Annotated in this window: 21 protein-coding genes and 1 pseudogene; 14 read left to right on the plus strand and 8 right to left on the minus strand. The window is 61.0% G+C overall.

The window, feature by feature from the left end; genetic code table 11:
- Window position 1: 1 nt before the first annotated feature.
- The 10 genes from HAT86_RS08815 (at window position 2) to HAT86_RS08860 (ending at window position 6,619) form a co-directional block, all read left to right on the plus strand.
- Entirely contained in the window at window positions 2–370 is a 369-nt protein-coding gene (locus HAT86_RS08815; protein ID WP_167196000.1) for a hypothetical protein, read from the plus strand.
- A complete protein-coding gene (locus HAT86_RS08820; protein ID WP_167196003.1) occupies window positions 370–1,002 on the plus strand; it encodes a hyaluronate lyase N-terminal domain-containing protein in 633 nt (210 codons plus the stop codon). The genes HAT86_RS08815 and HAT86_RS08820 overlap by 1 nt, the downstream gene beginning before the upstream one ends.
- A complete protein-coding gene (locus tag HAT86_RS08825; RefSeq protein WP_167196006.1) occupies window positions 1,002–1,700 on the plus strand; it encodes a hypothetical protein in 699 nt (232 codons plus the stop codon). The genes HAT86_RS08820 and HAT86_RS08825 overlap by 1 nt, the downstream gene beginning before the upstream one ends.
- A 32-nt stretch (window positions 1,701–1,732) precedes the next feature.
- Window positions 1,733–2,200 (plus strand): tail fiber assembly protein, encoded by a 468-nt coding sequence (locus tag HAT86_RS08830; protein WP_167196009.1) that lies wholly within the window; start codon window positions 1,733–1,735, stop codon window positions 2,198–2,200.
- Window positions 2,201–2,206: 6 nt separating this feature from the next.
- Complete coding sequence (locus HAT86_RS08835) at window positions 2,207–4,735, plus strand: hypothetical protein (RefSeq protein ID WP_167196013.1); 2,529 nt, start codon at window positions 2,207–2,209, stop codon at window positions 4,733–4,735.
- Between the two features lie 6 nt (window positions 4,736–4,741).
- Window positions 4,742–5,071 (plus strand): hypothetical protein, encoded by a 330-nt coding sequence (locus HAT86_RS08840; protein ID WP_167196016.1) that lies wholly within the window; start codon window positions 4,742–4,744, stop codon window positions 5,069–5,071.
- A 49-nt stretch (window positions 5,072–5,120) separates the two neighbouring features.
- The gene (locus tag HAT86_RS08845; RefSeq protein WP_167196018.1) at window positions 5,121–5,435 is read left to right on the plus strand and encodes a hypothetical protein; all 315 of its coding nucleotides are present in this window, start codon (window positions 5,121–5,123) and stop codon (window positions 5,433–5,435) included.
- Window positions 5,436–5,518: 83 nt separating this feature from the next.
- Window positions 5,519–6,199 carry a YcbK family protein gene (locus tag HAT86_RS08850; RefSeq protein ID WP_167196021.1) on the plus strand — a complete coding sequence of 227 codons (681 nt, stop codon included), beginning with the start codon at window positions 5,519–5,521 and terminating at the stop codon, window positions 6,197–6,199.
- Window positions 6,200–6,270: 71 nt separating this feature from the next.
- The gene (locus HAT86_RS08855; protein WP_331272521.1) at window positions 6,271–6,456 is read left to right on the plus strand and encodes a hypothetical protein; all 186 of its coding nucleotides are present in this window, start codon (window positions 6,271–6,273) and stop codon (window positions 6,454–6,456) included.
- Window positions 6,419–6,619, plus strand: a complete 201-nt coding sequence (locus HAT86_RS08860) for a hypothetical protein (protein WP_167196027.1) — start codon at window positions 6,419–6,421, stop codon at window positions 6,617–6,619. The genes HAT86_RS08855 and HAT86_RS08860 overlap by 38 nt, the downstream gene beginning before the upstream one ends.
- A 22-nt stretch (window positions 6,620–6,641) precedes the next feature.
- Here HAT86_RS08860 and HAT86_RS08865 read toward each other — a convergent pair whose 3' ends face one another.
- The 8 genes from HAT86_RS08865 to HAT86_RS08900 all read right to left on the minus strand — a co-directional run bounded on the left by HAT86_RS08865 (window position 6,642) and on the right by HAT86_RS08900 (window position 17,674).
- Complete coding sequence (locus tag HAT86_RS08865) at window positions 6,642–7,175, minus strand: hypothetical protein (RefSeq protein ID WP_167196030.1); 534 nt, start codon at window positions 7,173–7,175, stop codon at window positions 6,642–6,644.
- A gap of 417 nt (window positions 7,176–7,592) precedes the next feature.
- Window positions 7,593–7,865, minus strand: coding sequence for a DUF4236 domain-containing protein (locus HAT86_RS08870; protein WP_167196033.1), 273 nt, complete (start codon window positions 7,863–7,865; stop codon window positions 7,593–7,595).
- 90 nt (window positions 7,866–7,955) lie between these two features.
- Window positions 7,956–11,189: a type I restriction endonuclease subunit R gene (locus HAT86_RS08875; protein WP_167196037.1), complete on the minus strand. Its 3,234-nt coding sequence runs from the start codon at window positions 11,187–11,189 to the stop codon at window positions 7,956–7,958.
- Complete coding sequence (locus HAT86_RS08880; RefSeq protein WP_167196040.1) at window positions 11,186–12,448, minus strand: restriction endonuclease subunit S domain-containing protein; 1,263 nt, start codon at window positions 12,446–12,448, stop codon at window positions 11,186–11,188. The genes HAT86_RS08875 and HAT86_RS08880 overlap by 4 nt, the downstream gene beginning before the upstream one ends.
- The gene (locus tag HAT86_RS08885; RefSeq protein ID WP_167196043.1) at window positions 12,445–14,454 is read right to left on the minus strand and encodes a type I restriction-modification system subunit M; all 2,010 of its coding nucleotides are present in this window, start codon (window positions 14,452–14,454) and stop codon (window positions 12,445–12,447) included. Before HAT86_RS08885 ends, HAT86_RS08880 begins: the two co-directional genes overlap by 4 nt.
- Window positions 14,451–15,542, minus strand: coding sequence for a type I restriction enzyme HsdR N-terminal domain-containing protein (locus tag HAT86_RS08890; protein ID WP_167196045.1), 1,092 nt, complete (start codon window positions 15,540–15,542; stop codon window positions 14,451–14,453). Before HAT86_RS08890 ends, HAT86_RS08885 begins: the two co-directional genes overlap by 4 nt.
- On the minus strand, window positions 15,539–16,399 hold the full coding sequence (locus HAT86_RS08895; RefSeq protein WP_167196048.1) for a WYL domain-containing protein: 861 nt from the start codon (window positions 16,397–16,399) through the stop codon (window positions 15,539–15,541). The genes HAT86_RS08890 and HAT86_RS08895 overlap by 4 nt, the downstream gene beginning before the upstream one ends.
- 120 nt (window positions 16,400–16,519) lie before the next feature.
- The gene (locus HAT86_RS08900) at window positions 16,520–17,674 is read right to left on the minus strand and encodes a tyrosine-type recombinase/integrase (RefSeq protein ID WP_167196051.1); all 1,155 of its coding nucleotides are present in this window, start codon (window positions 17,672–17,674) and stop codon (window positions 16,520–16,522) included.
- A 217-nt stretch (window positions 17,675–17,891) separates the two neighbouring features.
- Between HAT86_RS08900 and HAT86_RS08905 the strand changes: the two genes are divergently transcribed.
- The 4 genes and pseudogenes from HAT86_RS08905 to HAT86_RS08920 all read left to right on the plus strand — a co-directional run bounded on the left by HAT86_RS08905 (window position 17,892) and on the right by HAT86_RS08920 (window position 22,813).
- Window positions 17,892–19,319 (plus strand): tetratricopeptide repeat protein, encoded by a 1,428-nt coding sequence (locus HAT86_RS08905; RefSeq protein ID WP_167196054.1) that lies wholly within the window; start codon window positions 17,892–17,894, stop codon window positions 19,317–19,319.
- 71 nt (window positions 19,320–19,390) lie between these two features.
- Window positions 19,391–20,038: an Rpb4 family DNA-directed RNA polymerase subunit gene (locus HAT86_RS08910; protein ID WP_167196057.1), complete on the plus strand. Its 648-nt coding sequence runs from the start codon at window positions 19,391–19,393 to the stop codon at window positions 20,036–20,038.
- A gap of 405 nt (window positions 20,039–20,443) precedes the next feature.
- A pseudogene (locus HAT86_RS08915) lies at window positions 20,444–20,892 on the plus strand (transposase); the annotation flags it as partial.
- Window positions 20,893–21,139: 247 nt separating this feature from the next.
- The gene (locus HAT86_RS08920) at window positions 21,140–22,813 is read left to right on the plus strand and encodes a GIY-YIG nuclease family protein (RefSeq protein WP_167196059.1); all 1,674 of its coding nucleotides are present in this window, start codon (window positions 21,140–21,142) and stop codon (window positions 22,811–22,813) included.
- Window positions 22,814–23,381: the final 568 nt, after the last annotated feature.

Genomic DNA, 23,381 nt, shown 5'->3' on the forward strand with positions numbered 1-23,381 from the left:
CATGGTCAAGCTCGTCAACCGCGCCAAGGTGACGACCCCCACCATCGGCACAGGCATCCTCACCCTGGGACCCGCGGTTGACGGGTTTCAGAGTTTCGCCGCCGCCGGCGTCGTGGATGGCGACACCCTGCGCTATGCCCTCGAGGAAGGCGATGCCTGGGAGATCGGGACCGGCCGCTATGCGGCGGCCGGGCCAAGCCTCACGCGCACTCCGTCTGAGAGCAGCGCAAACGGCAGCACCATCGCCCTCACGGGATCGGCAGCCGTCTTTGTCACCGCCACAGCAGCCGAGTTTGCAAAGACCTATGACGGCGGCTCCGCGAGCGCCGTCTTTCTTCCCACTCAAGAGATCAATGGAGGCAATGCCTGATGGCCGATCGTATCCAACTGCGCCGCGACACCGCCACCAATTGGGCCTCCGTCAACCCGATCCTGGCCGATGGCGAGATCGGGTTTGAACACGATACCGGACAGTTCAAAATTGGAGACGGCACCACCACCTATACCGCGCTGCCCTATAACGGGATGCACGGCCCCCAAGGTGATCCCGGCCCGCAAGGGCCCGAAGGCCCACCCGGCCCAGCAACGGCCTGGGGCAATATCCCCGGCACCCTGACAGATCAGACGGATCTGCAATCGGCCCTGGTCGCAAAAGCGCCCAAAGCCAGCCCGGCCTTTACGGGCGATGCCAGCTTTGCCGGAGCCATCAGCGAAGGCGTTTACACGCTCTCCGGAAACGCCCCAACGCTTGATCCGTCCCTAGGCACAGTGCAGCTGCATGTGCTGACCGGACCCACCACCTATTCCGACGCGATGCTCTCCGGCCAATACCTGACGCTGATGATCGATGATGGCGCAGGCGAGCTTGTCACCTGGCCCAGCCTCACCTGGGTCAACAATGGCGGCAGCGCCCCCACGCTCAGCCTCACTGACTATACCGTAATCGCCCTTTGGAAAGCCGGAACCACGCTCTTTGGTGCCCTACTTGGAGATGGCAGCTGATGCTCGCACGTAGATGGAAAGGCGGGTATAACAAAGCCCCCGTCGTGATAAACTCGCGCGGGTATGTCTATGCCAGCGCGCCGCATATTTATGATTTCAAACTCGGGGTGGCCCCGCCCGGCATCATCGAATTCCCAGGCGTGGGCCCCGACCATCGATGGGACACCACCGACGGTCTCGTCATGAACGCAAGCTCCAATGATGTAAACAATGCCGCCGCCTATCCGATCCGGCTTGATGCAGCCTTCAGCGGCGACTGGTTGTTTCAGGTCTCGACCCGGATCGACATGGACCCAAGCGGGTCAAACTATTGCAGTGATGCCGGCATCGCGCTGTTCGACTCGCCACCCTCCGGCAGATGGGAATGGCAATGGAGCCAACATCCAGGCCGGATCGCCGCGCAAAATAACTGCAAAAACCCGACACTCTATGGTCAGACCGATAGAGAAGCAGATTATGACCAAGCGCTCACCTTGGATGGCGTCTGGGTCACCATGCACTTGTTTCACTTCCATTCGAGCCGTGCGTGCCGCTACGATGTCACGGAAGGCTTTGAAGATTGGGAGCGGACCAGCCCGCTGCTCAAGTCGCACACCCTCAGGGATGAAAGCTTTGGCGAAGATTATTACTGCGGTCTCGCCTCTGACGATGACGACGACGATATGTTCTTCTCCGCCTTCCGCATCTCGCCACTCTGAGCCACGCCCCTTCAAACCGCAGGAGCCACCCGATGTATGTCAAAGCCGAGGGCGACACCGTCGTCCGCTATCCCTATAGTCTCAGCACTCTCGCTCAGGACCATCCGCAGGTCAGCTTTCCGCGCGCCTTCAGCGCAGAGATGCTGGCGGGGTTCGGGGTGTACCCAGTCGAGGAAGCCCCCGCGCCAGACCATGATCCCGTCACGCAAAATGCCGTCCTGCGTCAGGCTCCTGAGCGGATTGCCGGGGCCTGGACCCTCTACTGGGACGTCACGGCCAAGACCAAGGTCGAAGCTCAGCATTACCGCGACCGCACAGCCGCCGAGCAGCGAGCCGCGCGCGACGCGGCCCTGTCTGCCTGCGACTGGGTCATCGTCAAACATCTCGAGGCCGGCAGTCCTGTCCCGGACGCCTGGGTCGAATACCGTCAGGCCCTGCGGGATCTGCCCGCACAGCCAGGATTTCCCTTTACACTCACCTGGCCTGTAGAGCCGGAGTAACCCCCCATGCTTGGCCTCGCCCCAATTGCCGCAGCACCGCTTGCCGATGACAAAAAGCCCTTGCTGCGCATTCAGGTCAGCACACTTGGGGCTGTCGCACTCGAGGGGACATCACAGGCCCGTGCGAGCACGGATGGCGTGTCGCTTGTGGTCACGTCACCGCTTCGTGGGGCAGCGGGAACCTTCAGCAAAATCAACGCGCACAGCGCGGGTGGTTTTGACATGGCAGGTCACGCGGCGGCCATTGGGCCACTCAAAGTCGTCGCAGCGGAGGGTTTCGCGGTCGTCACAGGCGCGACGGCCGGTCTTGAGACGCGCGTGGCGAGCGATGGCTCCATCGCTCTCGCCGCACAAGGTGATGCTCGCGCCCGCAGCTTCGGCGTGGTCTTGTCAGGTTTGGAGTTGCGCGGTGCCGCGGCGGCAAAGGGTACGACGGCTGCCAGCGGGTTGGGCTTTGTCGATATGTCGGGGCGCGCAGGTGGCGAGGGTATCCTACAAACGAGTGCCGCTGGTTCTATCACGCTTGCGCGCCAGCTTGCGGCGGAGGGCGGCGTCGAAGGGGCTGCCGCACGCAAAATGGGCCTCGGTGGCACAACCGAGGGTGTCGCCCAAACGCGCGGGGTCGGCACGGCCAGTGTCACACTGACTGGGCTTGGCTTGGCAAGCGCAGTCTCGGACGCTGCGGCTTACGGCGCAATGGATCTGGGTGGGTCCGGCCAAGGAAAAACCGCTAGTACAGGCCGAGCCACGTCCTTTGGGCCAGCACTCTCCGGCTTTGCAATTGGCACCACGCTTGAAGCGCGCTTTGCCCAAGGCTTCGGTCGCATCGGCTTGGACGTCACTGCCAGCGCGGCTGGAATAGCGAACGCAATCACCAATGTCTCTCTCACGGCCAGCCAGGAGGTGGTCGGGAGCCTAAACACGCGCAGCACGATCGTCGGTGGGCTGTCGCTTGTGCGGGACCTGGAGGCCAGCCTGCAGGCCTCCGGACAAGCTGATCGGCAGATCGGTCTTGCTGGGGCAACCAGCGCAGGCACAGCCGCTGCGGCGGATGCGCAGGAAATCAGGTTGGAGGTCTCAGGGGCGTCAGAGGCGCAAGGCCTCAGCGTCGCAACAGCCCGCCTTGAGCTGACGCTGTCCGGAACAACACAACTCGCAAGAGACGTTTTTGGCAACGCCAAAACCACCTTCGAATGGGCCGGGGCCTGTGGTGCGACCACAGGCACCCGCGCCGTTGCCAAGGCAGAGACGTCACTGCAAGGGGAAAGTTTCAGCGCAAACAGCATATATGCCGTTGCAAGCAATCCTTTGGGGATTTTCGGTCACTTTGCTGTGGATGTTGGCCAAGTCGCAAAGACGACAAGCCAGTTCACCATGTCTGGCGGCGCCAAGGGCGGCATCGCGTCTCTTGGCCAAGGACGCGGGGCCCTCGATGTGGCGCGGCACTTCGCGGGCGACGTGGATGTTCTCGGTGACAGCACCCGTCAAATCAGCTTCCGAGCTGCAGCGTCTGCGCGGACCACGAGCACAGGTGAAACGTCAAATTCTGTCCTCGAGGTCACGGGATGGGGCGTGACCCGCGCCACGGCCGCAGCCGAGGCCGCGGCAAGCATGACGTTGCGCGGCCACGCCCAATCCCGGGTGACCGGCGTTGCTACCATTGCGACGACACTTGCCTGGAGCATCCGGTCTGAGGCTACGGCACCGCCATCAGCGCAAATCCGTGGCGCGCTCTCCCTTGCAGGGGCAGGTCAGGCAGAAGCCGTCGCCAGAGGCGCGGCGCGTGCCGCAGGTCTGCCTCTCAATGCGTTGTCAGAAGGCAAGACAGCGCTGGCGGCAGATCTGGCCACGGACCTTGGTCTCCGCGGTGAAACGCGTGCACGGCTTGTCACCAGAGCCCAAGGGACGGGGCGATTCAAGGTCGCGCGCGCCAGTGGTGCTGACGTCCAGGTTGCCAGTGATGTCGCACGCGTGCTGTCCTTCATGGGGGTTGCCGAAGGGGCAACCGCAGCGCAGGGAACCAGCGCAGAAGGAATGGCATCTCTTCAAGGAGGTGCGACCGCAAAAAACCAACTGCATGTCCGATCGCCTTATGCAGCTAGCATAGCCTTGCCTGGGCTTGCGCAGAGCAACACCGGAACGCAGGGAAAGGGCGCAAGCGAATTTGGCGTCGCCCGGGTGGGGTTGGGCGAGGTCCTGCTGACAGGCACAGCCTTGCGGGGCATGCCCTTACTCGGGGCGTCCGCCGCCCGCATCACCGCTTTGGCCGCGGCGAATTCGATATTCGCACCCGGTCTCACCGCGTCCGCCGACAATGTCATTCAGTTGGACTTCACGGCCGAAGCCATTGCGGCAGACGTTCGCGCCGCTGGGTCAAGTCTGGCGGAAGCTCCGGAGGTCCGCGCGCTGTGGGATTTGGGTGCAACTTCGATCGCCTATCGGGCACCACCCGCGCTGCGCCGCGCCGAGCCCCCAAAATATGGGCTGAGCGGGCGGCTCTCCCCCAGCAATTCCGGCCGCATACTGAGAGGCTAAAGCCACATGCTCAAGTTCACGATCAAGCGCGGGGATACATCGCCTGCGCTGCGCTTTGCATTGCTCCCTGACAGCGTTTCGCTTGCCGGCGCTGCAGTGCGCTTCCAAATGCGAGCGCGCGGCGGCGACACGCTGATTGATCGGCCGGCGGACATCCAGAACCTCTTCGAGCCTGCGGTCGTGGCCCATCTCTGGGCACAAGGCGATACCGAGACGACCGGACGCTACGAGGCGGAGTTCCGCGTGACCTATCTCGACGGCAGCACAGAGACCTTTCCCAATCTCGGCTTCATCGAAGTCTTCGTGACCGAGGATGTGCCCGGGCTGTCCGGCTGAAACGCGCCCAAAAAACTTCTAAATCGCAAAAAACGAAGGAGGCTCTCCGATGGAAATCGAGCTCTGGACCCTATTCGATGCCCTTATGAAATGGGTTATCATCCCCATCGCCGCGGTGCTTTGGGTCCACAACCAGAAGATTGGCGGTCATGAAAAGGAAGTCCTGCGCATCATGACGCTACTGAGCGAGCGTAAGGACCAGCGCGATGAGGACCGTGCCGAGCTGAAAGAGGCCCTGCGCGATCTGCGCGCGGCCATCCTCAGGCTTGATGAGCGGCTCGCGGATTTTGCCCTGGCCCAATCCGTGCAAGGCGCCAGCGGTCGTGTTGATCCCAGCAGCGCCGGACGGCGAAACGACAGCTAACCGCTGCTAGCCCTCCCCCCGAAAACCCGATCCCCACCCCCCGTCACCGACGTGGCGGTTTTTTGCATGCCATGGAGTCCCCAATGCTTGATACAATCCAAACCTATCGCCACTGGCGCGATGTGCCTCAGCGCAATTGGCGCTGGCAGAACTTCAGCCCCGCCGAGATCGCTTGCCGCGGCACGGGGCAATTGAAGCTCCATCCCGAGGCGCTCGATAAGCTGCAGGCCCTGCGCGATCGGCTGGGCAAGCCGCTGATCGTCCGCTCGGCCTATCGCAGCCCGGAACACAATCGTGCCGTGGGTGGTGCAACTAGATCCAAACATATGGATGGCACCGCCTTTGATATCGAGATGAGCAACCACGATCCCGTGGTGTTCGAGGGGGCGGCGCGTGAGGTTGGGTTCCTAGGAATTGGCTATTATCCGCGCTCCGGCTTCATGCATATCGATCTGGGGCCCGCGCGCAGCTGGGGTGAGAAGTTCCCGGTCCGGGCCGTCTCTTTTGCGCCGGAAACGTCGCCCGCGCGGGAGGTGCTGGCCGCAAGCCGGACGCTGAGGGGCGCAGGGGCAGCCGGCGCCGCCACCATGGGCGCGGCCGGCACCGAAGTGGCGCAGGAGGTACTAGCCGAGGCGCAAGGCGCCGTCCTGCCGCTCGTGCCTTATCTCGACAGCCTACGTTGGCTGTTCATTGCTTTGGCCTTGGCCGGAATTGCGGTGGCCGTCTACGCCAGGCTCGATGACTGGCGAAAAGGACTGCGCTGATGTGGGGCGGTTTCTTCTCTGGCATCCTCACACGGACATGGGCGCGGCGAGCGGCTGGTCTTGCGCTCGCCATGCTCACCATCATCCTGTTTCTGTTCAACCTCCGCCGTGCAGGTGAGCGCGCGGGCCGCGCTGCCGAGCGGTTCGAAAACCTGGAGCGTACCCATGCCATCCAACGCCAGATGCTGGACGCTGCTAGCCGCCGCCCTCGCAACCGCGATGATCTTCTTGAACGGTTGCGCGAGGGTGGGTTTTGAAGCGCAGGTGGCCTGCCCGCCGATGGTGCAATATAGCAAGGCCGAACAGGCGCAGGTCGCCGAGGAAGTTGCCGCGCTGCCAGAGAATGCGCTGATCGTGGACTGGTTGGCGGACTATGCGGTGCTCAGGGCGCAGTTAAGGGTGTGTCAATCAAACCGATAGCAGATCACGCAGCAAAGACATCTCATCTCGTCTCGCGAAATCCACGCACAAACCCAACAACCATATCCCAAAAGACCATGACCGGCAGGAAGATCAACCAAAACAAAAACACGGCAAGACGAAAACCAAACGTGACCAGCCAGACTGCCACCATGATCGCCATAAAAATCAGCTGAAGCTGAGCCGCCTTCTTGCCCCGCAGTTGAACACCCGCGAACTTAAAAGACGAGTATTGCGGCTTCAGAAAATTAAAAGTGCCAGCCTTGTTCTTCACAGATGCGCTGACACCTGTCTTCGACAGATTCAAACCGAAAGGACCCGCCCGCCAGCGTCCGATTAGCTGGAACCGCCCGTTTTGAAGAGCGACACGCGTGCCATTTGCAATCCGTGTCGATGTCCGCAAACCCTTTGACGTATTTGCCGTCAAGTTCACACGCCCAAGTTTTTTCTCGGCGCGAGCAGACACACCACCAGTGCGAGACGCCCGCGTATACTTGCCGCGGTGTTCTACACGGACCTGTTTTCCGTCTTCGTCTTTTTTGCCGAGGCCGAACACTGAAAAGCGAGCCTTCTATGGATATCAAGGTGGTCACGTTGCACTGAACACCTTGAAGTGGTGCTTGGAAAATCCGCTGCGGAACGTGACATGTCAACGCCTGTCTGACAGGATAACCGTATGAGCAGACACCTGATCGCTTTGGCACTTGTCGGCCTAACCTCGCCCGCCGTCGCGTCAGGCGCGTGCTTTATGGCCGTAAATGGGCAGGTCTACCACGAAGGCGCATGTGAGCTGGCGGTCGATGGTGACGATGTTTGGCACATTAGACAGTGTACCGACGATGGATCATCCGGTTACTGGGTGCATCTTGTCTTGCAGTCGGACACCAAAGCCACAGGCCATTGGAATAAATACTATGGCGCCAGCCATGCCCACGCGCCTCTCGGCGAGCTGGCCCTCGATGGCACGTGCTGGTCAAACGATGGTGCCTCGATATGTTTCGACACGCCACTTGAGCAGATCGCGTCCCAGCGAGAATCTGCAGGCGTCGAGCTTCGGGTGATTAGCCCTTGTTAGACCTGCTGGCTTAAGGACACCCTGATTGCTGCCGGCCGTCGCCCGATTGCCGCGCGGGCTGATGGTGTATTTCGCACCCTGCGGCCCAAAAGACAGCGAAGCCGTCGACTTCGACAAGTTCAGGGTCACGCCCGGGGCAAGGCGGATGCGGCGCCAGAAGCGGAAGGCCATGATTTAGCTGTCTTTCTGAATCAAAAGTCGGCGTTTCGCTGGATGCTTTCAAATGGCCAAGAAAAGCCGGGCTCGTTTCTCAGTCCTAAATTACTGATCGTGAACGCTAAGCTCTTCACCTCGCTTTAGAATTTCGTAGATGACCCCCTCCAAGACAGGCAGGGCCTGCCGATCTTTGCTGAGGAGAAGCGTCGCGAGCGCGCTATGCGAGGACATGGCGCGAACCACGGCTGCCTGGACGGCGCCGGGCAGGTTCCCCTTCATCGCCTGATCTTTGCTGTTCTTGTCGATCTGGGCCATTACAACCGGGTTCTCGCGCGTGATCGCGGCGACCTGGTTCACGAACGCGACCTGGTCCTCGAGCGGGGTCGCTTCGCCGAATAGGCTGTTCAGCTGCTCAATCAGTTCCTGCATGTAGACTGGCAACGCGCCGGGCCGTGACCCGCCACCGCCGCCTTTCACCGGATCGAGCGTCGGCGGCTCATCGTGCTCGCCTTCGGAGGTCGTTTCACGCTCTGCGATATCATATCCGGTCAGCGCGATCCCGTGCAGGTCGATTTCAGTGGGCGGCACCCCATCCAGCCGGTTAGCTAGCAGCTTCGAGAAGGCGGCGAAGGTTTCCAGGTCCGGATCCCCGAGGTCGACCAGCTGGGCGATATAGGCATATAGTCGGCCGAACCGGGACAAGCCGGACTTGAAGTCGGTAAGCCCAGCGATCGCCGCCTCGACCTGCTCGCGTTCGTGGTCGGCGCGCTTCATCCCGTCCTCGTTCCCGGCGTTCTTCGCGCGCTGCCACGCGTCTTCCGCCGCGGTGGCGCGCTCCCGGAGTTCGGACAGGCGCCGATTGTAGGCGTCGGTCGGCTCTTGGGTCGCGGCGTACATCGCCTTGTGCGCCGCCTCATCGTCCTTCCCGGTCGCCGCCGCCGTAGCGGTCCGGAAGCGGGCGCTCTGGAAGTCGCGAACGTGGGTCTCGTCATAGACCCCCTGATCGTCGAGAAACTCTTTCAGGTCGTAGATGACGTTGAGGTCCTGCACCTCCTCGATCCTTGCGCCCCGGTCATACCGAGCGAAGGCGGCCCTGACCGCGTCCGGGTCGTTGACGAAATCTATGATGAAGGTCTGGTCCTTCCCCGGGAAGGTCCGGTTCAGGCGGGAGAAGGTCTGGACGATCTCGACCGCGTTCGCGATCTTCTTGTCCACGTACATCGCTACCAGCTTGGGCTGGTCGAACCCGGTCTGGAACTTATTCGCCACCAGCATCACACGGTATTCGGGACGGTCGAAGACGTGGCGCAGGTCCTTGCCGCCCGCGTCCGGGTTCATGTTCGCCTCGGTGAACTCGGCGTCCTCCTCGACGACGAAAGCGTCCCCCTCGAGCAGGTCGTCGTTCGGGTGCATCACCTCGCGTCCGGTCAGCTTGCCCGAGAAGGCTACGAGGGCCCGGATGTTTTGGTATTCAGGGTTCGCCGCGATGTAGGCGTCGAACGCGCGCTTGTACCGGACCGCGGAGGCCCGGGAGCTGGTCACCACCATCGCCTTCGCTTTCCCGTCCAGGAGATGGGCGACGTTTCTCGAGAAGTGCTCGATGATGAACCGGACCTTCTGGGTGACGTTGGTCGGGTGGAGCGTCATCCATTTCGCCAGCGCCCGCTTGGCCGCCTTCCCGTCGACACGCTTCTCCTCGACGATCTCCTGTCCGAGGTTGAAGGCGGTCTTGTAGGGGACGTAGCCGCGCAGAACGTCGAGGATGAACTCCTCCTCGATCGCCTGACGCATCTCGTACTTGTGAAATGAGACCGGAAGGTTGTCGTCCGAAGCGGGCCTGGTCGGGTCGCCCAGGCGCCCGAAGAGCATCATGGTCGAGTGCTTCGGGGTCGCGGTGAAGGCGAAATGGGAGACGTTCGACGGGCGCTTCCGGGCCCGCTGGATTTCCAGCAGGATATCTTCGACCGTCATCTCCTCTGCGTCCTTCCGAGCCGACAAGGCGAGCGTCGCCTGGAGCTTCGAGGCGGTGTTCCCGGTCTGCGAGTTGTGTGCTTCGTCGATGATCACCGCGAAGTTCCGGTCGCGCAGGGAGTTCTCAGTCAGGATCGCTTCCATCGCGAAAGGGAAGGTCTGGATCGTCACCACGATGATCGGCGTGCCCTTCAGCATCGCCTCGCTCAACTGCTCGCTCTTCGACTTCGACGAAGTCTCCCGGTCGATCGCCGCGATCAGTCCCTTCTGGTGGTCGATCTGCTGAACCGCGTCCTGCAGCTGGCCGTCCAGGACGTTCCGGTCGGTGACGATGATCACCGTATCGAAGATGGGCGTCCCGTCGTCGCGGCGCAGTTTCACCAGGTCATGGGCGGTCCAGGCAATCGTCGAGGTCTTGCCCGAGCCCGCGCTGTGTTCGCAGAGGTAGGGGAAGCCAGGGCCCTGTTCCTTGGCGTCCGCGATCATCTTGTTGACCGCGTCGAACTGGTGAAACCGGGGGAAGATCAGCGTCTCCTTGACCGTCCAGTTCCCCTTCAGATCCACGACATCCTTCTTCTCGACATAGACGAAGCTGTGGAAGATCCGCAGGAAGGCGTCGGGGTGGCATATCTCTTCCCAGAAATAGGCGACCGGATATTCCCCGTCCGCGCGCGGCGGGTTCCCCGCGCGGCCCTCGTTGCCCTTGTTGAAGGGCAGGAAGACGGTGTCCTCCCCGGCGAGCCTGGTGGTCATCCAGATCTCGCTGTCGGACATCGCGAAATGGACCACGGCCCCGCGCTTGAAGGTCAGCAGCGGATGCTTGCGCTTAGTGACTGGGTCCACGGGCAGGCGGTCACGGCGGTACTGCGCCTTGGCGTGCTCGATCGATTGGGTGAAGTCGGTCTTCAGCTCGACGGTGGCGAGCGGCAGGCCGTTCAGGAACAGGCCGAGGTCGAGCGCGAGCTCGCGCCCGGGGTGGTACTTCAGCTGCGGCACGACCCGGAGCCGGTTCGACGCGTAGCGGTGCAGGACTGCGTCGTTGCGCCGATCCTCGGGCGCGGCTTCGGACAGGTCGAGGTGACCCGCCCCGGCAATCGAGAACCCGCGCCGGAGCGTCTGGACCATGCCCTGCTTTTCCAGCGCGGTTTCCAGCCGGTCCATGACGACCTTGAGGGTCTTGTCGCCGTTCATGGCCTGCAGCCGGTCCCACTTCTTGGGCTGGGTGGCGCGCAGCCATGCCTCCAGGTCTTCGGGATACATCGCGCGGTCGGCGTCGTAGGCATCGGACGCACCGACCAGCCAGCCCGCCGCGGCGAGCTTCTGCACCACGTAGGCTTCGAGATGCTTTTCGTGGTGCAGGTCGCTCATGCCGCTGTCCTGACGTCGATCTTGCCCGTGACGGCGGCGGTGATCAGCGCCGCGCGCTTTTCCTTGAGCAGGGCGATGCTTTGCTCGGTCTTGGTGATGAGGGTGTCGATTTTCGCCGTCTCATGTTCGATGTGTTCGACGATCCGTTTAGCCTCGTCTTCAGGTGGAAACGGAACCCGGATCGAGGTGAACCGCGGTGGTCTAATCGTCTTACGCAGGCCTGTGTAGAAGGGCTTCAGCCCTTTGAAGTTATCAAGATGCAGGAACAAGTAGTAGAGAAAATCAGAATAAGCCGGAGCGATGCACTCGAAAACAGCGTATGCGCCCGTGATCATGCCATGTAGATCAGAGCGGCCTACGGTTCGGGGTGTTTCATCGATATCGAACAGGCAAAACACGAAATTGCCCGGCTGAACCTGTTGATACGTGTCGAAGGACTCAGGGAATTTACCAAAATTCTCGCTGATGTCTCGTTCGATCACTCCTCTAGTAGTCAGGGACAACAGCTTGAACTCGTCGGACCGCTTGCCAACCGTCGACTTTGAAAGCATGAGGGCACGACTTACTGGGCTGATGTCCCAGTGAGCCGGAACCGCACCTATCGCCTTGAAGTCGCCCGCCTTCATCGGTGCGTTGCGGTTCAAGCCCTTGGTGACGGCATGGGCGATCACGGCGACGCGCTTTTCCTTCAGCAGCGCGATGAACCGGTTCTTCTTCTCGATCAACCCGTCAATCCGCGCGGTCTCGCGGTCGAGGTAGGCGACAATTTGCTTCTGTTCCTCAAGATCCGGCCAAGCTAGTGGAATGCGCTCGAACTGCTCGCGATTGAACGAGTAGCGCATTCCGTAGCTGAGCTGAGCGAAATAGTCGTAGCCCCATTTCAGACCCCAGAAATAGTATTCCAAAAACTGCGTATCGAAGTCTTCCGCAACATCGAAAACCATATACAAGTTGCTGATGCAGCCCCGTGTTTGGCCGATGCCACACAGAATGGGCGTCGCGTCAAAGTCCCGCGGCGTGAATACGAATTGTCCCTCTTCCACAATCTGGTGGCCGACGTAATTCTCAGTGGATTTGCCAAAGCTGAGGTCGGTCTTGACCTTCACCCCCTCCTTCGTGAGGGAGAGCACCACTGGGTTTGGGTCTTCGTTCTTTTCAAGCTGATACTCGCCAACGGCCGATCCCATCCGGGTTTGTTTCCAGTGCGCAGGGAGACCGCTCAGCTTCGTTTGTTGGCCGTTGATGACTTCGACGCTCATTCCGTCACCTCCGCGAGGATCGCGGCGATCTCTGCCTCAACGGCGTTCAGGTCGGCGTCGATTTCTTCGAGGTCGCGGGGCGGCTGGTACTCATAGAAATACCGGTTGAAATTGATCTCGTAGCCTACGATCCCGACCTCGCCATCGATCTCGTCGCGGTATGTCTCGTCGATATAGGCGTCCTCGGCATGGGGCAGGACCTCTGTCGCCAGATAGTCGTGGATGTCCGTGCCCATCGGCACGTTTTCGTAATCCGTCAGATCGTCATCGGGCAGGATGTTGCCCTTCTTGTCGGTGACGGGATCAAGCTCTGGGTCGCGCACGCCAAAGACGCGCTGGAGCATCTTCACATGCGTCGCGGTTACCTTGCCCAGCCCGGCATCCTTTTTGGCCGCGCCCTTCATCCAGCCATCGACCCAGTGCCAGCCATGCTCCGCGCCCATCTGATCGTGCAGCAGGGCGCGCCACCCCGCGCGCTGATCGTCGGTCAGCTTGGCCCAGGCGTTCTCTTCGTCGAGCTTGGCCAGCCCGTCCTCGGAGATCACGATCTTCTTGCGCAGCGGCCGCAGAACGCGAATGCGGCGATAGCCGAAGGCGGTTCTGTCGAAGATCTTGCTCTCGCGGGTCTCCTCGAACGCGGAAAACATGCCGACGATATCGCGCGTCTGCGCCTCGCCCACGCGGCGCTTTTTGTTGCCCTCGCTCTTGCGCATGGTCTCGTACATGTCGGTCGCGTTGATCAGTTGCACGCGGCCCCGGCGCTGCGCGGATTTCTTGGTGGACAGGATCCAGATGTAGGTTCCGATGCCGGTGCGGAAGAAGATTTCCTGCGGCAGGGCGATGATGGCCTCGACCACGTCCTGCTCCAGCAGGTGTCGCCGGATCTCGGACTCGCCCTGACCCGCGCGCCCGTTGAAGAGGGGGGAGCCGGACAGGATGATCGCGCCGCGGCCGCCGCCGTTCTCGGGGCTTTCCAGCTTGCTGACCAGGTGCTGCAGGAACAGCATGGAGCCGTCGCCGATACCGGGCAGCTTGGGGCCAAAGCGACCGTCATGGCCCTTTTCGCGGTGCTCGCGGACGACGGCGGACTGGTCCATCTCCCACTTCTTGCCGAAGGGCGGATTCGAGACGCAGTAGTGGAAGCGTTCGCCTGCGAAGTGATCCTCGGACAGGGTGCTGCCGAGCTTGATGTTCCTGGACAGGTCGCGGCCCGGATCGGTCTCCAGCGTCTTGAGCAGCATGCCCGCAAGACAGACCGCGTGGGTTTCCGGCTCCAGCTCCTGTCCGTGGGGCACGATCACCGGGGCGACGCTGTACCGGTCGCGCAGGCTGTCGATATGCTCCATCCCGTCCGACAGGAAACCGCCCGTGCCGCAGGTCGGGTCATAGAGCGTGCGGATGAGGCCGGGGTTCTCGATGAACATCTGGTCTTCGGGAACGAGCAGGAGCTCGATAGCCAGATGAACCACGTCGCGGGGGGTCATGAAGTCTTCCGCCGCCTCGTTCACCTCGGCGCCGAACCGGCGGATCAGGTGTTCGTAGACGTTGGACATGACGCGTTCCGGAACCGCCTCCGGATGCAGATCGATCGCGGCGAAGTTCTGGCAGATCTTGTAGAGCACCCCGGCCTTGTCCATCCGTGCCAGCGTGTTGGCGAAATCGAACTGCTCGAAGATGACGCGCGCATTGTCCGAGAAATTGGCGATGTAATCCTCGAGGTTCCGGCGTGTCCGGGTCGCACCGAGGCTACGCAAGTCGTAGTTCGAGGTATTGTAGAAGGGGTAGCCGGTCTGAGTACGCAGGATGACGTCCAGATCGATCCCGCTGTCCTTCATCGAGGCGTAGGTCTCGCGGACCTGCTCCCGCGTCGGCTCGAGGACGCACTCAAGACGCCGGAGAAGCGTAAAGGGCAGGATAATCTTGCCGAAATCGGTGTGCCTGAAATTCCCCCAGAGATCGTCCGCGTTTTTCCAGATGAAATCGGCCAGGGAGGTGTTCGTGCTCATTGGTCGTCCTTGTTATTCTTGGCGTCTATTTCTTGCTCGCGTAGCGCCTCCAGCAGCCGCCCGTCAGGCAGCACCGCTGATGTGTAGATCCGGATGGACGGCCAACCCGTTACCCGGCAACCCCACGCGTTGAAGCTCATGACCTCACCGCGGTATTCGACCCGCCGCCCGTCCACTACGGTGGCCGTACTGTTGGGACGGTCCTTGATGGTCAGCTCGGTTCCGACCGGCAGGAGGCCGCGCTCCACCATTTCCACCGTTTTCATCAACCGCGCGCGGCCTGTCGGGGCCGGCGGGTCCGATGGCGAGGGCGCCACATTCGGCGCTGCTTCGGCGTGGCTAATGCTGGCGCCGTCGGAAGCCGCATCGGGAAGCCCGTCGAGCTTGGCCATGAAAGCCTCCACGCGGGGATAGAAGCTCCGCAACCCCGATCGCCGCAATGAGGCCCGGACTTCGCCTGCGGTCAGGCCAGCGGCCCGTTTGGCGACCAGCCGCACGAATGCATCGTCTTCCGTGATCGTGTCGAGGACCGCCTCAACCTGCCTGTCCACACGCCACTCGGTCCACAGCGCGTCGATCGCGCGCGCCTGCATCCGGCCGCGGGACAGGAGCGACAGCGTGGCGGCGATGTCCTCGATCGCTGCAGCCGGATCATCGAGCAGGACTGTCAGGAACAGTTTCTCTTCCGCTTCGACTGGTGCGTGGACCTTGTAGATCCGCCAGGCCGCGCCGTTGGTGAGTACGTACCAGTCCACGCCGGCGGCGTTGGCATAGTTCAGGGTCTGCAAGAGCGGCTTGCGGTCGTCGAGGCTGACCCCAAGTGCTTTGGCCTCAACGAAAAGCGCCGGGGTGCTGTGGAGGAACAGAGCGTAGTCGACAGGATTGTCGGCTGCCGTGTGGCGATATTCGCTTCTTACCTCTTCGACGTCTTGGAGATCCCATCCGAGCGCTTCGAGAACGGGAAGGATCAACACGCGTATCGTATCAGACTCGGTCAAGCGAACGCGGCGATCCCGGTAGCTCAGGATGCGCGTGCGAACCGTCGGGAGGCAGGCGGCCAATGCGTTGAGGGCGTCCGGTGTGGTCATACAGCCCCCTCGAGAACCAGATCGCGATTGAGCAGGACGATCTGCTGGTCCTGCGGCTTCCGCGCCGCCGGATCTGTGTCAAGCCCAAGCCGCCTGAGCGCGTAGTAGAGGAGCGCGCGCCGGACCTTGATCTTCGCCTTGCCGCCCCGCATCCCGTAGTCGAGGGCAATGACCTTGGCCTGCGTCTCCGACAGCTCGGGGTGGGGGCCGACCTCCAGAGTGACCTCGGAATGCCAGTCGCGATCTTCGTCGGCCGAGGTTTCGCTCTCCCGCGATCCGCGGATGCCGAGGATCCGTGAGAGCAGGAAGTCCTTGAAGCACTCGTCCGTCAAACAGAAGGCCCGAGTGTGCCAACGGTACCCGTCGAACGCGATGGCGTGCGGCGCGATCCAACGCCAGCGCGGCTCCGGGCTGGACAGGGATTGGTACGTCACCTCGATCGCCTCGGACCGGTGGATGGCGCCGACCACCGAGCGGAGCGTCACCGGATCGACGCCCCGCACAGGCGTCGGTGCGGATGCGTAGGACGGCAGGTCAGGGAACCAGCAATCCTCGCGCTCCAACACATCATCGGCAATCAGGCGGAGCTGGGCGAGGTAATGCGCTGCGTCAGGCGCGCGGAACTTGCAGTCGAAGTCGGGCCCTCGGACATAAGTGCGCGCGCTCTTGTCGTAGACCATGTTGTCCGGCGCCAGCGCGATGTAGCGGTTCAGGTCCGAGGATGCCTGGTTCACGGAGACGCCGAACTGCTGCATCACATCGATGCGATTGACGTGCCCCTCCCAGAAAAGGCGGAACTCGACGAACTCGAGGCGCTGCTCGACCCCCCAGCGTAATCCGGCCTTGTCCCTGTCCACGTTGCGCTCCCGCCCGGCCCTGCGCGCACGCGAATTGTGCGCGTCAAATTTCTGGGCTTTCTCGAAAGGTAGCCGCGGGGAGCTGCGTAATCAATCAAAAACGGGCGCACTGGCGCGCGATTATCCCAAGGATTGCCGCAGGTTCTGCGCGACCGCATCCGCCGCGGTCCTCACCGGCTCGGCGGCGAGGTGGGCGTAGCGCGCGGTCGTCTGGACCTGCGTGTGGCCGAGAAGCTTGCCGATCATCGGCAGGCCCTGACCCGACACGACGGCCGTGGACGCGAAGGTGTGGCGCAGGTCGTGGATGCGGACGTCCTTCACGCCGGCGCGGGCGCGGACGCGCTGCCAGAAGGGCTGGAGATCGCTCAGGCGCTTGCCCGGCAGGGTGCCGGCGATGACCCACGGGTTGCCCTCGATGCGCTGGGCGTCGCGGAGCAGGTCGACGGCGGGCTGGCCGAGATGGACGACCTTGGCGCCGGACTTGGAATCCGGCAGGCGCAGAACGCGCTCGGCCAGATCGACGTGCGCCCATTGCAGTGTCATGATCTCGTTGAGCCGACAGCCGGTCAGGATGAGCAGGCGGGCGGCGAGGATGGCCGAGGGCAGTTCGATCCCCTCCGCCTCCATCTCGCGCAGCACCTCACCGATCCGGCGCAGTTCCGCCGCGCTGAGAAAGCGCTCGCGCTTCTCCTCGGGATACTTCCGGATGTGCTTTCTTGGATTGGTGCCGTCCGGACGCAGGCCCCACATCTCGGCGAGGCTGAACATCTTCGAGATCACTTCGAGGCAGCGGTTCGCCTGATAGGGGATGTGGCGGAGGTCATGGTGGAACTTCGCCACGTCCGCCCGGGTGATGCCGGTGACCGTGAGCTGCCCGAGCGCGGGCACGATGAAGCGCCTTAAGTTGCGGCGGTACTCCTTGGCCGTGCTCGCCTTCACGCGGATCGCGATATGCTCCTTGTCGAACCGCTCCGCCAGTTCCTTGACCGTAATTGCCTTGCGACCCGCGTCCCGCTCGGCGGCGGGGTCATCGCCGTTGCGCGCGGCGGACACGATCGCCATGGCGCGGCTGCGCGCCTGCTCGCAGGTCAGCACCGTGCTGGGCCCGAGGCTGATCCGCCGGGATCGGCGTCCCGCGCGGTACTGGACCACGTAGCCCTTGCGTCCGCTTGACAGGACCCGCAATCCGAAGCCAGGGATCTCGCTGTCCCATACGAAGTATTCGTTGGCTTTTTTTTCTGCAGCATCGACGATGCGCTTGGTAAGTTTGGGCATGATGGGCGGCCTTCCGTTTCTTTCCGCTTCACAGTGCGGAAGACGCCAGGACAGTCAACGAACACATTGATATTGCGCATGAAAAGGAAAAGGTGCGCAGTTCTGCGGGGGTGGTGCTGCGCGCCGGTGCGGGACAGAGATTGTTCCAGCGAATCAAAATGCAGGTTCCTGCTGTTCGAGGACGCTGCTACAACCGTCAAGAAGCAACGGAATTCCCATGGCGTCGAAAACCACCCTCAATGCGAAGAACCTCGAAGCGCTGGGCACCGAGCGCCTGGCGCAACTGCTGATCGAGGTCAGCTCCGGGAATGCGGCGGCCAAGCGCAAGCTTCGCCTGGAACTGGCGGGCGCACAGAGCCCGAAGGAGGCCGGGCGGGCGATCGCCAAGCGGCTGACCAGCATCGCCAATGCCAAGAGCGCAATCACCTGGAAGAAGAGAAAGGCCTTTATCGCCGACCTGCAGACCCAGCGCCGTGGGATTATTGACCAAGTTGGGTCAACTGACCCGGAACAGGCCTTGTTCCTGATGTGGCGTTTCATGGGCCTCGCAAACCCGGTCATCGAGCGTTGTCAGAGCGGTGATGGCGAAGTGATTGCGGTTTTTCATGATGCCTGCGCGGACCTCGGTCCGTTGGTGGCTGCGGCAAAGCCGAGCGCTGAGGTTCTGATCGATACAACTTTCGACGCCCTGTGTGAGAACAGGTACAGCCAGTTTGACAAGCTCATTTCCACGCTGACCCCGGCCCTCGGGGCCAATGGCCTGGAACGTCTGCGTCAAAAGTTGGAGGCGTTTCTGGAAACGTTGAATGCAACGGATCTCTCAACAGACATGATCGGACGACAATCCACCGCCGAATACATGCAAAGCATAGCGGAGCGTCGAAAACAGCGCATAGCCAAAAGCGCTCTGCTCGAGCTGGCCGATGCACAGGGGGATGTTGACGCATTCATTGCGCAGTTTGAGCCATGGACGCGCACAGTCCCGACGAATGCGATTCTCATTGCGCGTCAATTGGTTGATGCCGGCCAAGCCGCCGAGGCGCTGGATTTTCTCGATGCCGCAGATGTCGACGAAGACGACTGGGACCGCATGGACTGGCAGGACGCGCGGATCGATGTTCTGGAGGCCATGGGCCGCAAAGAAGAGGCACAGGCGTTTCGCTGGGCGTGTTTTGAACGCGATCTGTGGGCGGACTACCTGCGCGCGTATCTGCGGAAGCTGCCTGACTTCGATGATATCGAGGCGGAAGAAAAGGCAGTTGCGACTGCCATGGCTGATCCCGAGCTGCTGGCGGCGCTGCAGTTCTTCCTTGATTGGCAATCGCCGGACCGTGCCGCAGAGTTGCTGATCAACCGCCACAGCGAGATCGATGGCAACCGTTTTGAATATCTGACCCCGGCCGCGGATGCGCTGGCCGAAAGCCAACCGCTGGCAGCGACGCTTGTGCTGCGCGCGATGATTGATTTTGCGGTGAGCAAGGGACGCTCCAAGCGCTATCGCCACGCAGCACGTCACCTGAAGACCTGCGCTGAGCTGGCACCCAGGATCGAGGTCTTCGGTGCGTTCGAGACGCACGAGACCTATGTCGCCCGACTGAGGAGCCAACATGGCAGGAAGTCGGGTTTCTGGGCCTATGTGGGGTGATGGGGTAAAGTGATGCGAACCTGCGACGCGCGTCATTCATGCGTGGGCGCCAACTTGGTGGAGAGAATAGCATGAGCAAAAAGCCAAAGAACAAGGGTGTCGGCGCCTCGTCGGTAAAGGCGATGCTTGTGCAGTATTCTTGTCCACTCCCCTACCATCAGGTCAGGGCCCGGTTCATGGGCAACATTGCGACGCCGGATATCGCCGCTTCCCCAATGCAGGAGATCCAACGCATCTGGAACAACAATTTGCCGACGTTCGAAAGCAAGTCTGAAGCAGACGAGTTCTTTGGGGTTCTGATCCAAGGCTTGTGGAACGGGCTGAGTTCACACCAGAAGCTCACTGACCCGTTTAAGCTTGGCCGGATCGCAACGGCTCCCGCGAGTTTGGAGTATCTGAACAGGCTTTCCCGGGTGAGACGGGAGGAAATCGAAGGGTTTGTTGACGGGCTTTTCGGGGACAAAGAGGAGCTGGATTTGCCCGAGAGCGCCCACAAGGCGGTGAGTATTCTGGGCGAGATGCGCTCGATTTTTGCCGCTACAGAGCAGCTCGCTGACCAACAGGCGAGCGTGGATACCATGACCGAGACCATCCGGCACTTCCAGCAGATGACCCGCATCGCGGAGACCGAAATCAACGCTGTAATCCAATCTTGTAAGAAGGCGCGCGCGCAAACGTTGGAGACACTGCCAATGGACCGACCCGGCACGCTGCACTGATGCAGGGTGCTACCGCGACCATCACGCGGCGCCCACGTGGAAGCATTGTGGAAGCAAGAGGGGGCAAAGTGCTGCCAGTTTCTGCGAAATCCTGCGCATGGCGCGCGGAGGGCAGGTGCCAATAAGTGTCGGAAATGTCGAAGGAATACGCAAACGAACGCAATCGTGCATGGTTTGTTCGACACGACTCATAACCTGAAGGTCGTAGGTTCAAATCCTACTCCCGCAACCAAAATATTACGCGTTATCAAGCGCTTAAACGCCGCCCTCCGGGGCGGCGTTTGCGTTTCCGCCACCCGTGGAAGCACTGTGGAAGCAAGAGGGGGCGAAGTCCTACGTGTTGCTGCGCGAAGCGGAACCGTCGTTAGATCGTCCGCAGCCTACACAACTAGCCGGGTTTTTCGGGACAAGCCGCGCCGAGTGGTTGCGAAGATCGAATGGCATCGAGCGAGTTGTTGCCGCGTGTCGGCTTCATCGTTACTAATCTGCCCATGGACCCGGGCTGGGTGGTGCGGTTCTACATCCAGCGCGGCACCGCCGAGCAACACATCAAGGAAGGCAAGCATGCCTTTCGCTGGACGCGGCTGTCCTGCCGGAGGTTCCGCGACAACGAGGTGCGGCTGCAACTGCACCCGCTGGCCTACAACCTGGCCACCTTTCTGCGCTACATAGACCTCATGGCCGACTGGTCGTTGACCAGCCTGCAACTCAAGCTGATCAAGATCGGCGCCCGCGTCGTCCGTCACGCCCACGCCATCACCTTCCAACTGGCCGAGGTGGCCGTCAACGGCCCGATGATCCGCGCCATCCTCGCCGCCATCCGCCGCCTTCGAGCGCCGCCTTCATGCGCGTGATAATGAGCCAGGCCCAAACGGAACGAAAGCGGCAGGACAGGTCTGTCTGCTGCCCCGAAAAACCCGGTGGTTACCGCAGGAGGACGCCGGTTGACGGCCTGATCCGCCCAAATCGGCGTCCTCGCACGGCATTGGCGGCCATCACGAGCACAATACGCTTGCCCCACTGGCCCTCTCAGGCCACCTTAACGTCACACGATAAGCTACTGGGGAAATGCCCGGTCACGACTATCAAGGACGATGGATGATGACGAAGTTCATGCCAGAAGACATTCCCGCCACGCGTAAGCGACTTAACGCTAACTTTGAAGACAGGGTGCAGCAGCCATCGTGGCTGAGACACGCAAACCAAAGAGGGGCTATCATTGACCATCTTCTGCTCCGTGGTGCGTCCATGGAGGATTTGATAGCGCGTTCAGGCTCCAAGAACGAAATTTCCGTGCGCGGACACCTAACCCATCTACAAAATGAGCATCAGTTACCGATTATCCGGACTCGTGATGGTCTGTACATGTTTGACCTTTGGCAACTGGGCACTTTTGACGCATGGTCGGGCGAGGACCGCTCTGTTGGGGATGAAGTGGTCATTACTGAGGCAATGGACAGCAACGACCCGCATGTGGTGAACAAAAGCAGTACTCGGCGCACACATCAGCAACATGCGAGGTACATTGACAATCCCAAGGTACTTTCACAACAGCCAGATTTTACACCGATTGAAAGCGCTCAGCAACATTGGGGGATTGTTATAATACGCGAAGGTAGCAGTCCTTCGGCGAGTTTCGGCGGTCCCAAGGATGAATCGACACTCGCAGAACTCAACTTAGCTGAGGTCGCCTTGATCATCGCTGGACCCGATCCGGAGGGTATTCGCTTAGCGGTCGAAACCTCGCTAACCGTAGCGCGCACCTACGATCGACGCAGCGATGAAAAGTGGCAAACCGGCATTCCACTGAATCCTGATCAGTACTATGTCTATCAACATTGCGATGGCACAGAGGCATTTTACGTCGGCAAAGGTAAGGGAAACAGAGCTTTTGACCACGTCAGGACTGTAATAGATGGCGCTGATATCAATGAACCCATCAGCCGTAACAATAAGGATCAGCGGATCCTCGCGCTTATTTCGGATGCGGACGGAGTCTCTTCTGATCTCGTGGATCGCTACAAAAACCAAAATGTGCGAAGCCTACCAATCCAAACCAGCGATTATGCGGAACTGGCTGCATTCGTCGCGGAGGACTTCATAATATCTGGTCTGCATGGCGTCTACGAACTTACGAATGAAACAGGCGGAAATGACAGATTCGGGCCATTCAGCTGGCTCGTCAGGCCAGCGTCACGACTTAACATGTCGGCCCCATGGAAGAAGGCGTGCTCTTATTTTCTCAAGAACAGACGTTTGTCGAGCGCTGCACGTGCAGAGATCACCTTTGTCAATGCGGGTAATATGATGGCACAAGAGCCCGCAGCGCTAAAGGAGCTTGGCCAGCTTTCAGGCGTTGAGATTGGGGCCTTAAAAAAAAACGGACAGGACATATACGTTGACATCGGCATCGAGAGAATGCCCTTCCGGGTGCAGCTGCTCTTCGGCGCGAAAGATCCGAAAGTGAAGTGCAATATCCGCCCTGCTCGAAATCCGCAAGGTAAAGTCGGAAGAACCGAGGCGAAAAACTTCCAAGCCGCGCTGGATAAGGTGTTTGCCGCGAATAGCCATCTAGATTGGGTCTTACGAATGCCGACCGCTGCTGACTGCTACGTCAAGCCATTCTCGGAGCAGGGAAACGGCCGAGTGGAGCCACGATTCGATGTCCTGGATCTCGAAGGCCGCGTTCCCGTTTCTTTGCCCGGCACGAGCAGCCCAAAAAAATTAAATATTATTGAAGCAATCAATGGCATCAAAGATTTGTTCGACCAGTAGTGCAGTCGCTAATTATCGAAGTTTCTGCGCTCAAAATGTTCCTGGCACTGGTCGAGCGAAGGCCCAGCATCCTTTGACCGACCGATCGGTCGCTCACTCTCTCGAATTTGTTGTCAGATTCGTCTATTGCTATTCTCCGTTTTCTGTTCGTGGTCCGCAAACAGAAGGGTCGTTGTTATCGTCAAGGGGGTGTTAGGACATGGTTGTAAGAGCGGACATATAGAGATCGAGTAATGCGGTTTCTACGCGAAATGCTCGATAGAGCAACCTGTGGTCTGGAAATTCTGCTGAGAGTGGGTCACGCATCCTGGGATTCCCACTTGATGTAGGCCATCGTATCGGAGGCCCATTTTTCGTCGATCTCGACGAGCACAGCGCTGAGGAGGGTAGTGTCCCGGGAAATGGTGTAGGAACTGGCGTCCACCGCTTCTTCATAGCTGGTGTCGCTCGTTCACCAGTCGGCGATCATCGTCGCCGCTTCGTCATCGTTGGTAAGCATCCGCTGGCGGCCGTCTTGCTTCACCAGCTCTTCTCGTTAGCCATGATGCTCTCGATGACTTTGGGATCG

The sequence above is a fragment of the Roseovarius gahaiensis genome (assembly GCF_011601345.1).
Lineage (GTDB): Bacteria > Pseudomonadota > Alphaproteobacteria > Rhodobacterales > Rhodobacteraceae > Roseovarius > Roseovarius gahaiensis.

Bases quoted from the DNA above. Each gene is read 5' to 3' on its own strand.
- HAT86_RS08815 (WP_167196000.1), top strand. From the start codon at position 2: ATGGTCAAGCTCGTCAACCGCGCCAAGGTGACGACCCCCACCATCGGC.
- HAT86_RS08820 (WP_167196003.1), top strand. From the start codon at position 370: ATGGCCGATCGTATCCAACTGCGCCGCGACACCGCCACCAATTGGGCC.
- HAT86_RS08825 (WP_167196006.1), top strand. From the start codon at position 1,002: ATGCTCGCACGTAGATGGAAAGGCGGGTATAACAAAGCCCCCGTCGTG.
- HAT86_RS08830 (WP_167196009.1), top strand. From the start codon at position 1,733: ATGTATGTCAAAGCCGAGGGCGACACCGTCGTCCGCTATCCCTATAGT.
- HAT86_RS08835 (WP_167196013.1), top strand. From the start codon at position 2,207: ATGCTTGGCCTCGCCCCAATTGCCGCAGCACCGCTTGCCGATGACAAA.
- HAT86_RS08840 (WP_167196016.1), top strand. From the start codon at position 4,742: ATGCTCAAGTTCACGATCAAGCGCGGGGATACATCGCCTGCGCTGCGC.
- HAT86_RS08845 (WP_167196018.1), top strand. From the start codon at position 5,121: ATGGAAATCGAGCTCTGGACCCTATTCGATGCCCTTATGAAATGGGTT.
- HAT86_RS08850 (WP_167196021.1), top strand. From the start codon at position 5,519: ATGCTTGATACAATCCAAACCTATCGCCACTGGCGCGATGTGCCTCAG.
- HAT86_RS08855 (WP_331272521.1), top strand. From the start codon at position 6,271: ATGCTCACCATCATCCTGTTTCTGTTCAACCTCCGCCGTGCAGGTGAG.
- HAT86_RS08860 (WP_167196027.1), top strand. From the start codon at position 6,419: ATGATCTTCTTGAACGGTTGCGCGAGGGTGGGTTTTGAAGCGCAGGTG.
- HAT86_RS08870 (WP_167196033.1), bottom strand. From the start codon at position 7,865: ATGGCCTTCCGCTTCTGGCGCCGCATCCGCCTTGCCCCGGGCGTGACC.
- HAT86_RS08875 (WP_167196037.1), bottom strand. From the start codon at position 11,189: ATGAGCGACCTGCACCACGAAAAGCATCTCGAAGCCTACGTGGTGCAG.
- HAT86_RS08880 (WP_167196040.1), bottom strand. From the start codon at position 12,448: ATGAGCGTCGAAGTCATCAACGGCCAACAAACGAAGCTGAGCGGTCTC.
- HAT86_RS08885 (WP_167196043.1), bottom strand. From the start codon at position 14,454: ATGAGCACGAACACCTCCCTGGCCGATTTCATCTGGAAAAACGCGGAC.
- HAT86_RS08890 (WP_167196045.1), bottom strand. From the start codon at position 15,542: ATGACCACACCGGACGCCCTCAACGCATTGGCCGCCTGCCTCCCGACG.
- HAT86_RS08900 (WP_167196051.1), bottom strand. From the start codon at position 17,674: ATGCCCAAACTTACCAAGCGCATCGTCGATGCTGCAGAAAAAAAAGCC.
- HAT86_RS08905 (WP_167196054.1), top strand. From the start codon at position 17,892: ATGGCGTCGAAAACCACCCTCAATGCGAAGAACCTCGAAGCGCTGGGC.
- HAT86_RS08910 (WP_167196057.1), top strand. From the start codon at position 19,391: ATGAGCAAAAAGCCAAAGAACAAGGGTGTCGGCGCCTCGTCGGTAAAG.
- HAT86_RS08920 (WP_167196059.1), top strand. From the start codon at position 21,140: ATGACGAAGTTCATGCCAGAAGACATTCCCGCCACGCGTAAGCGACTT.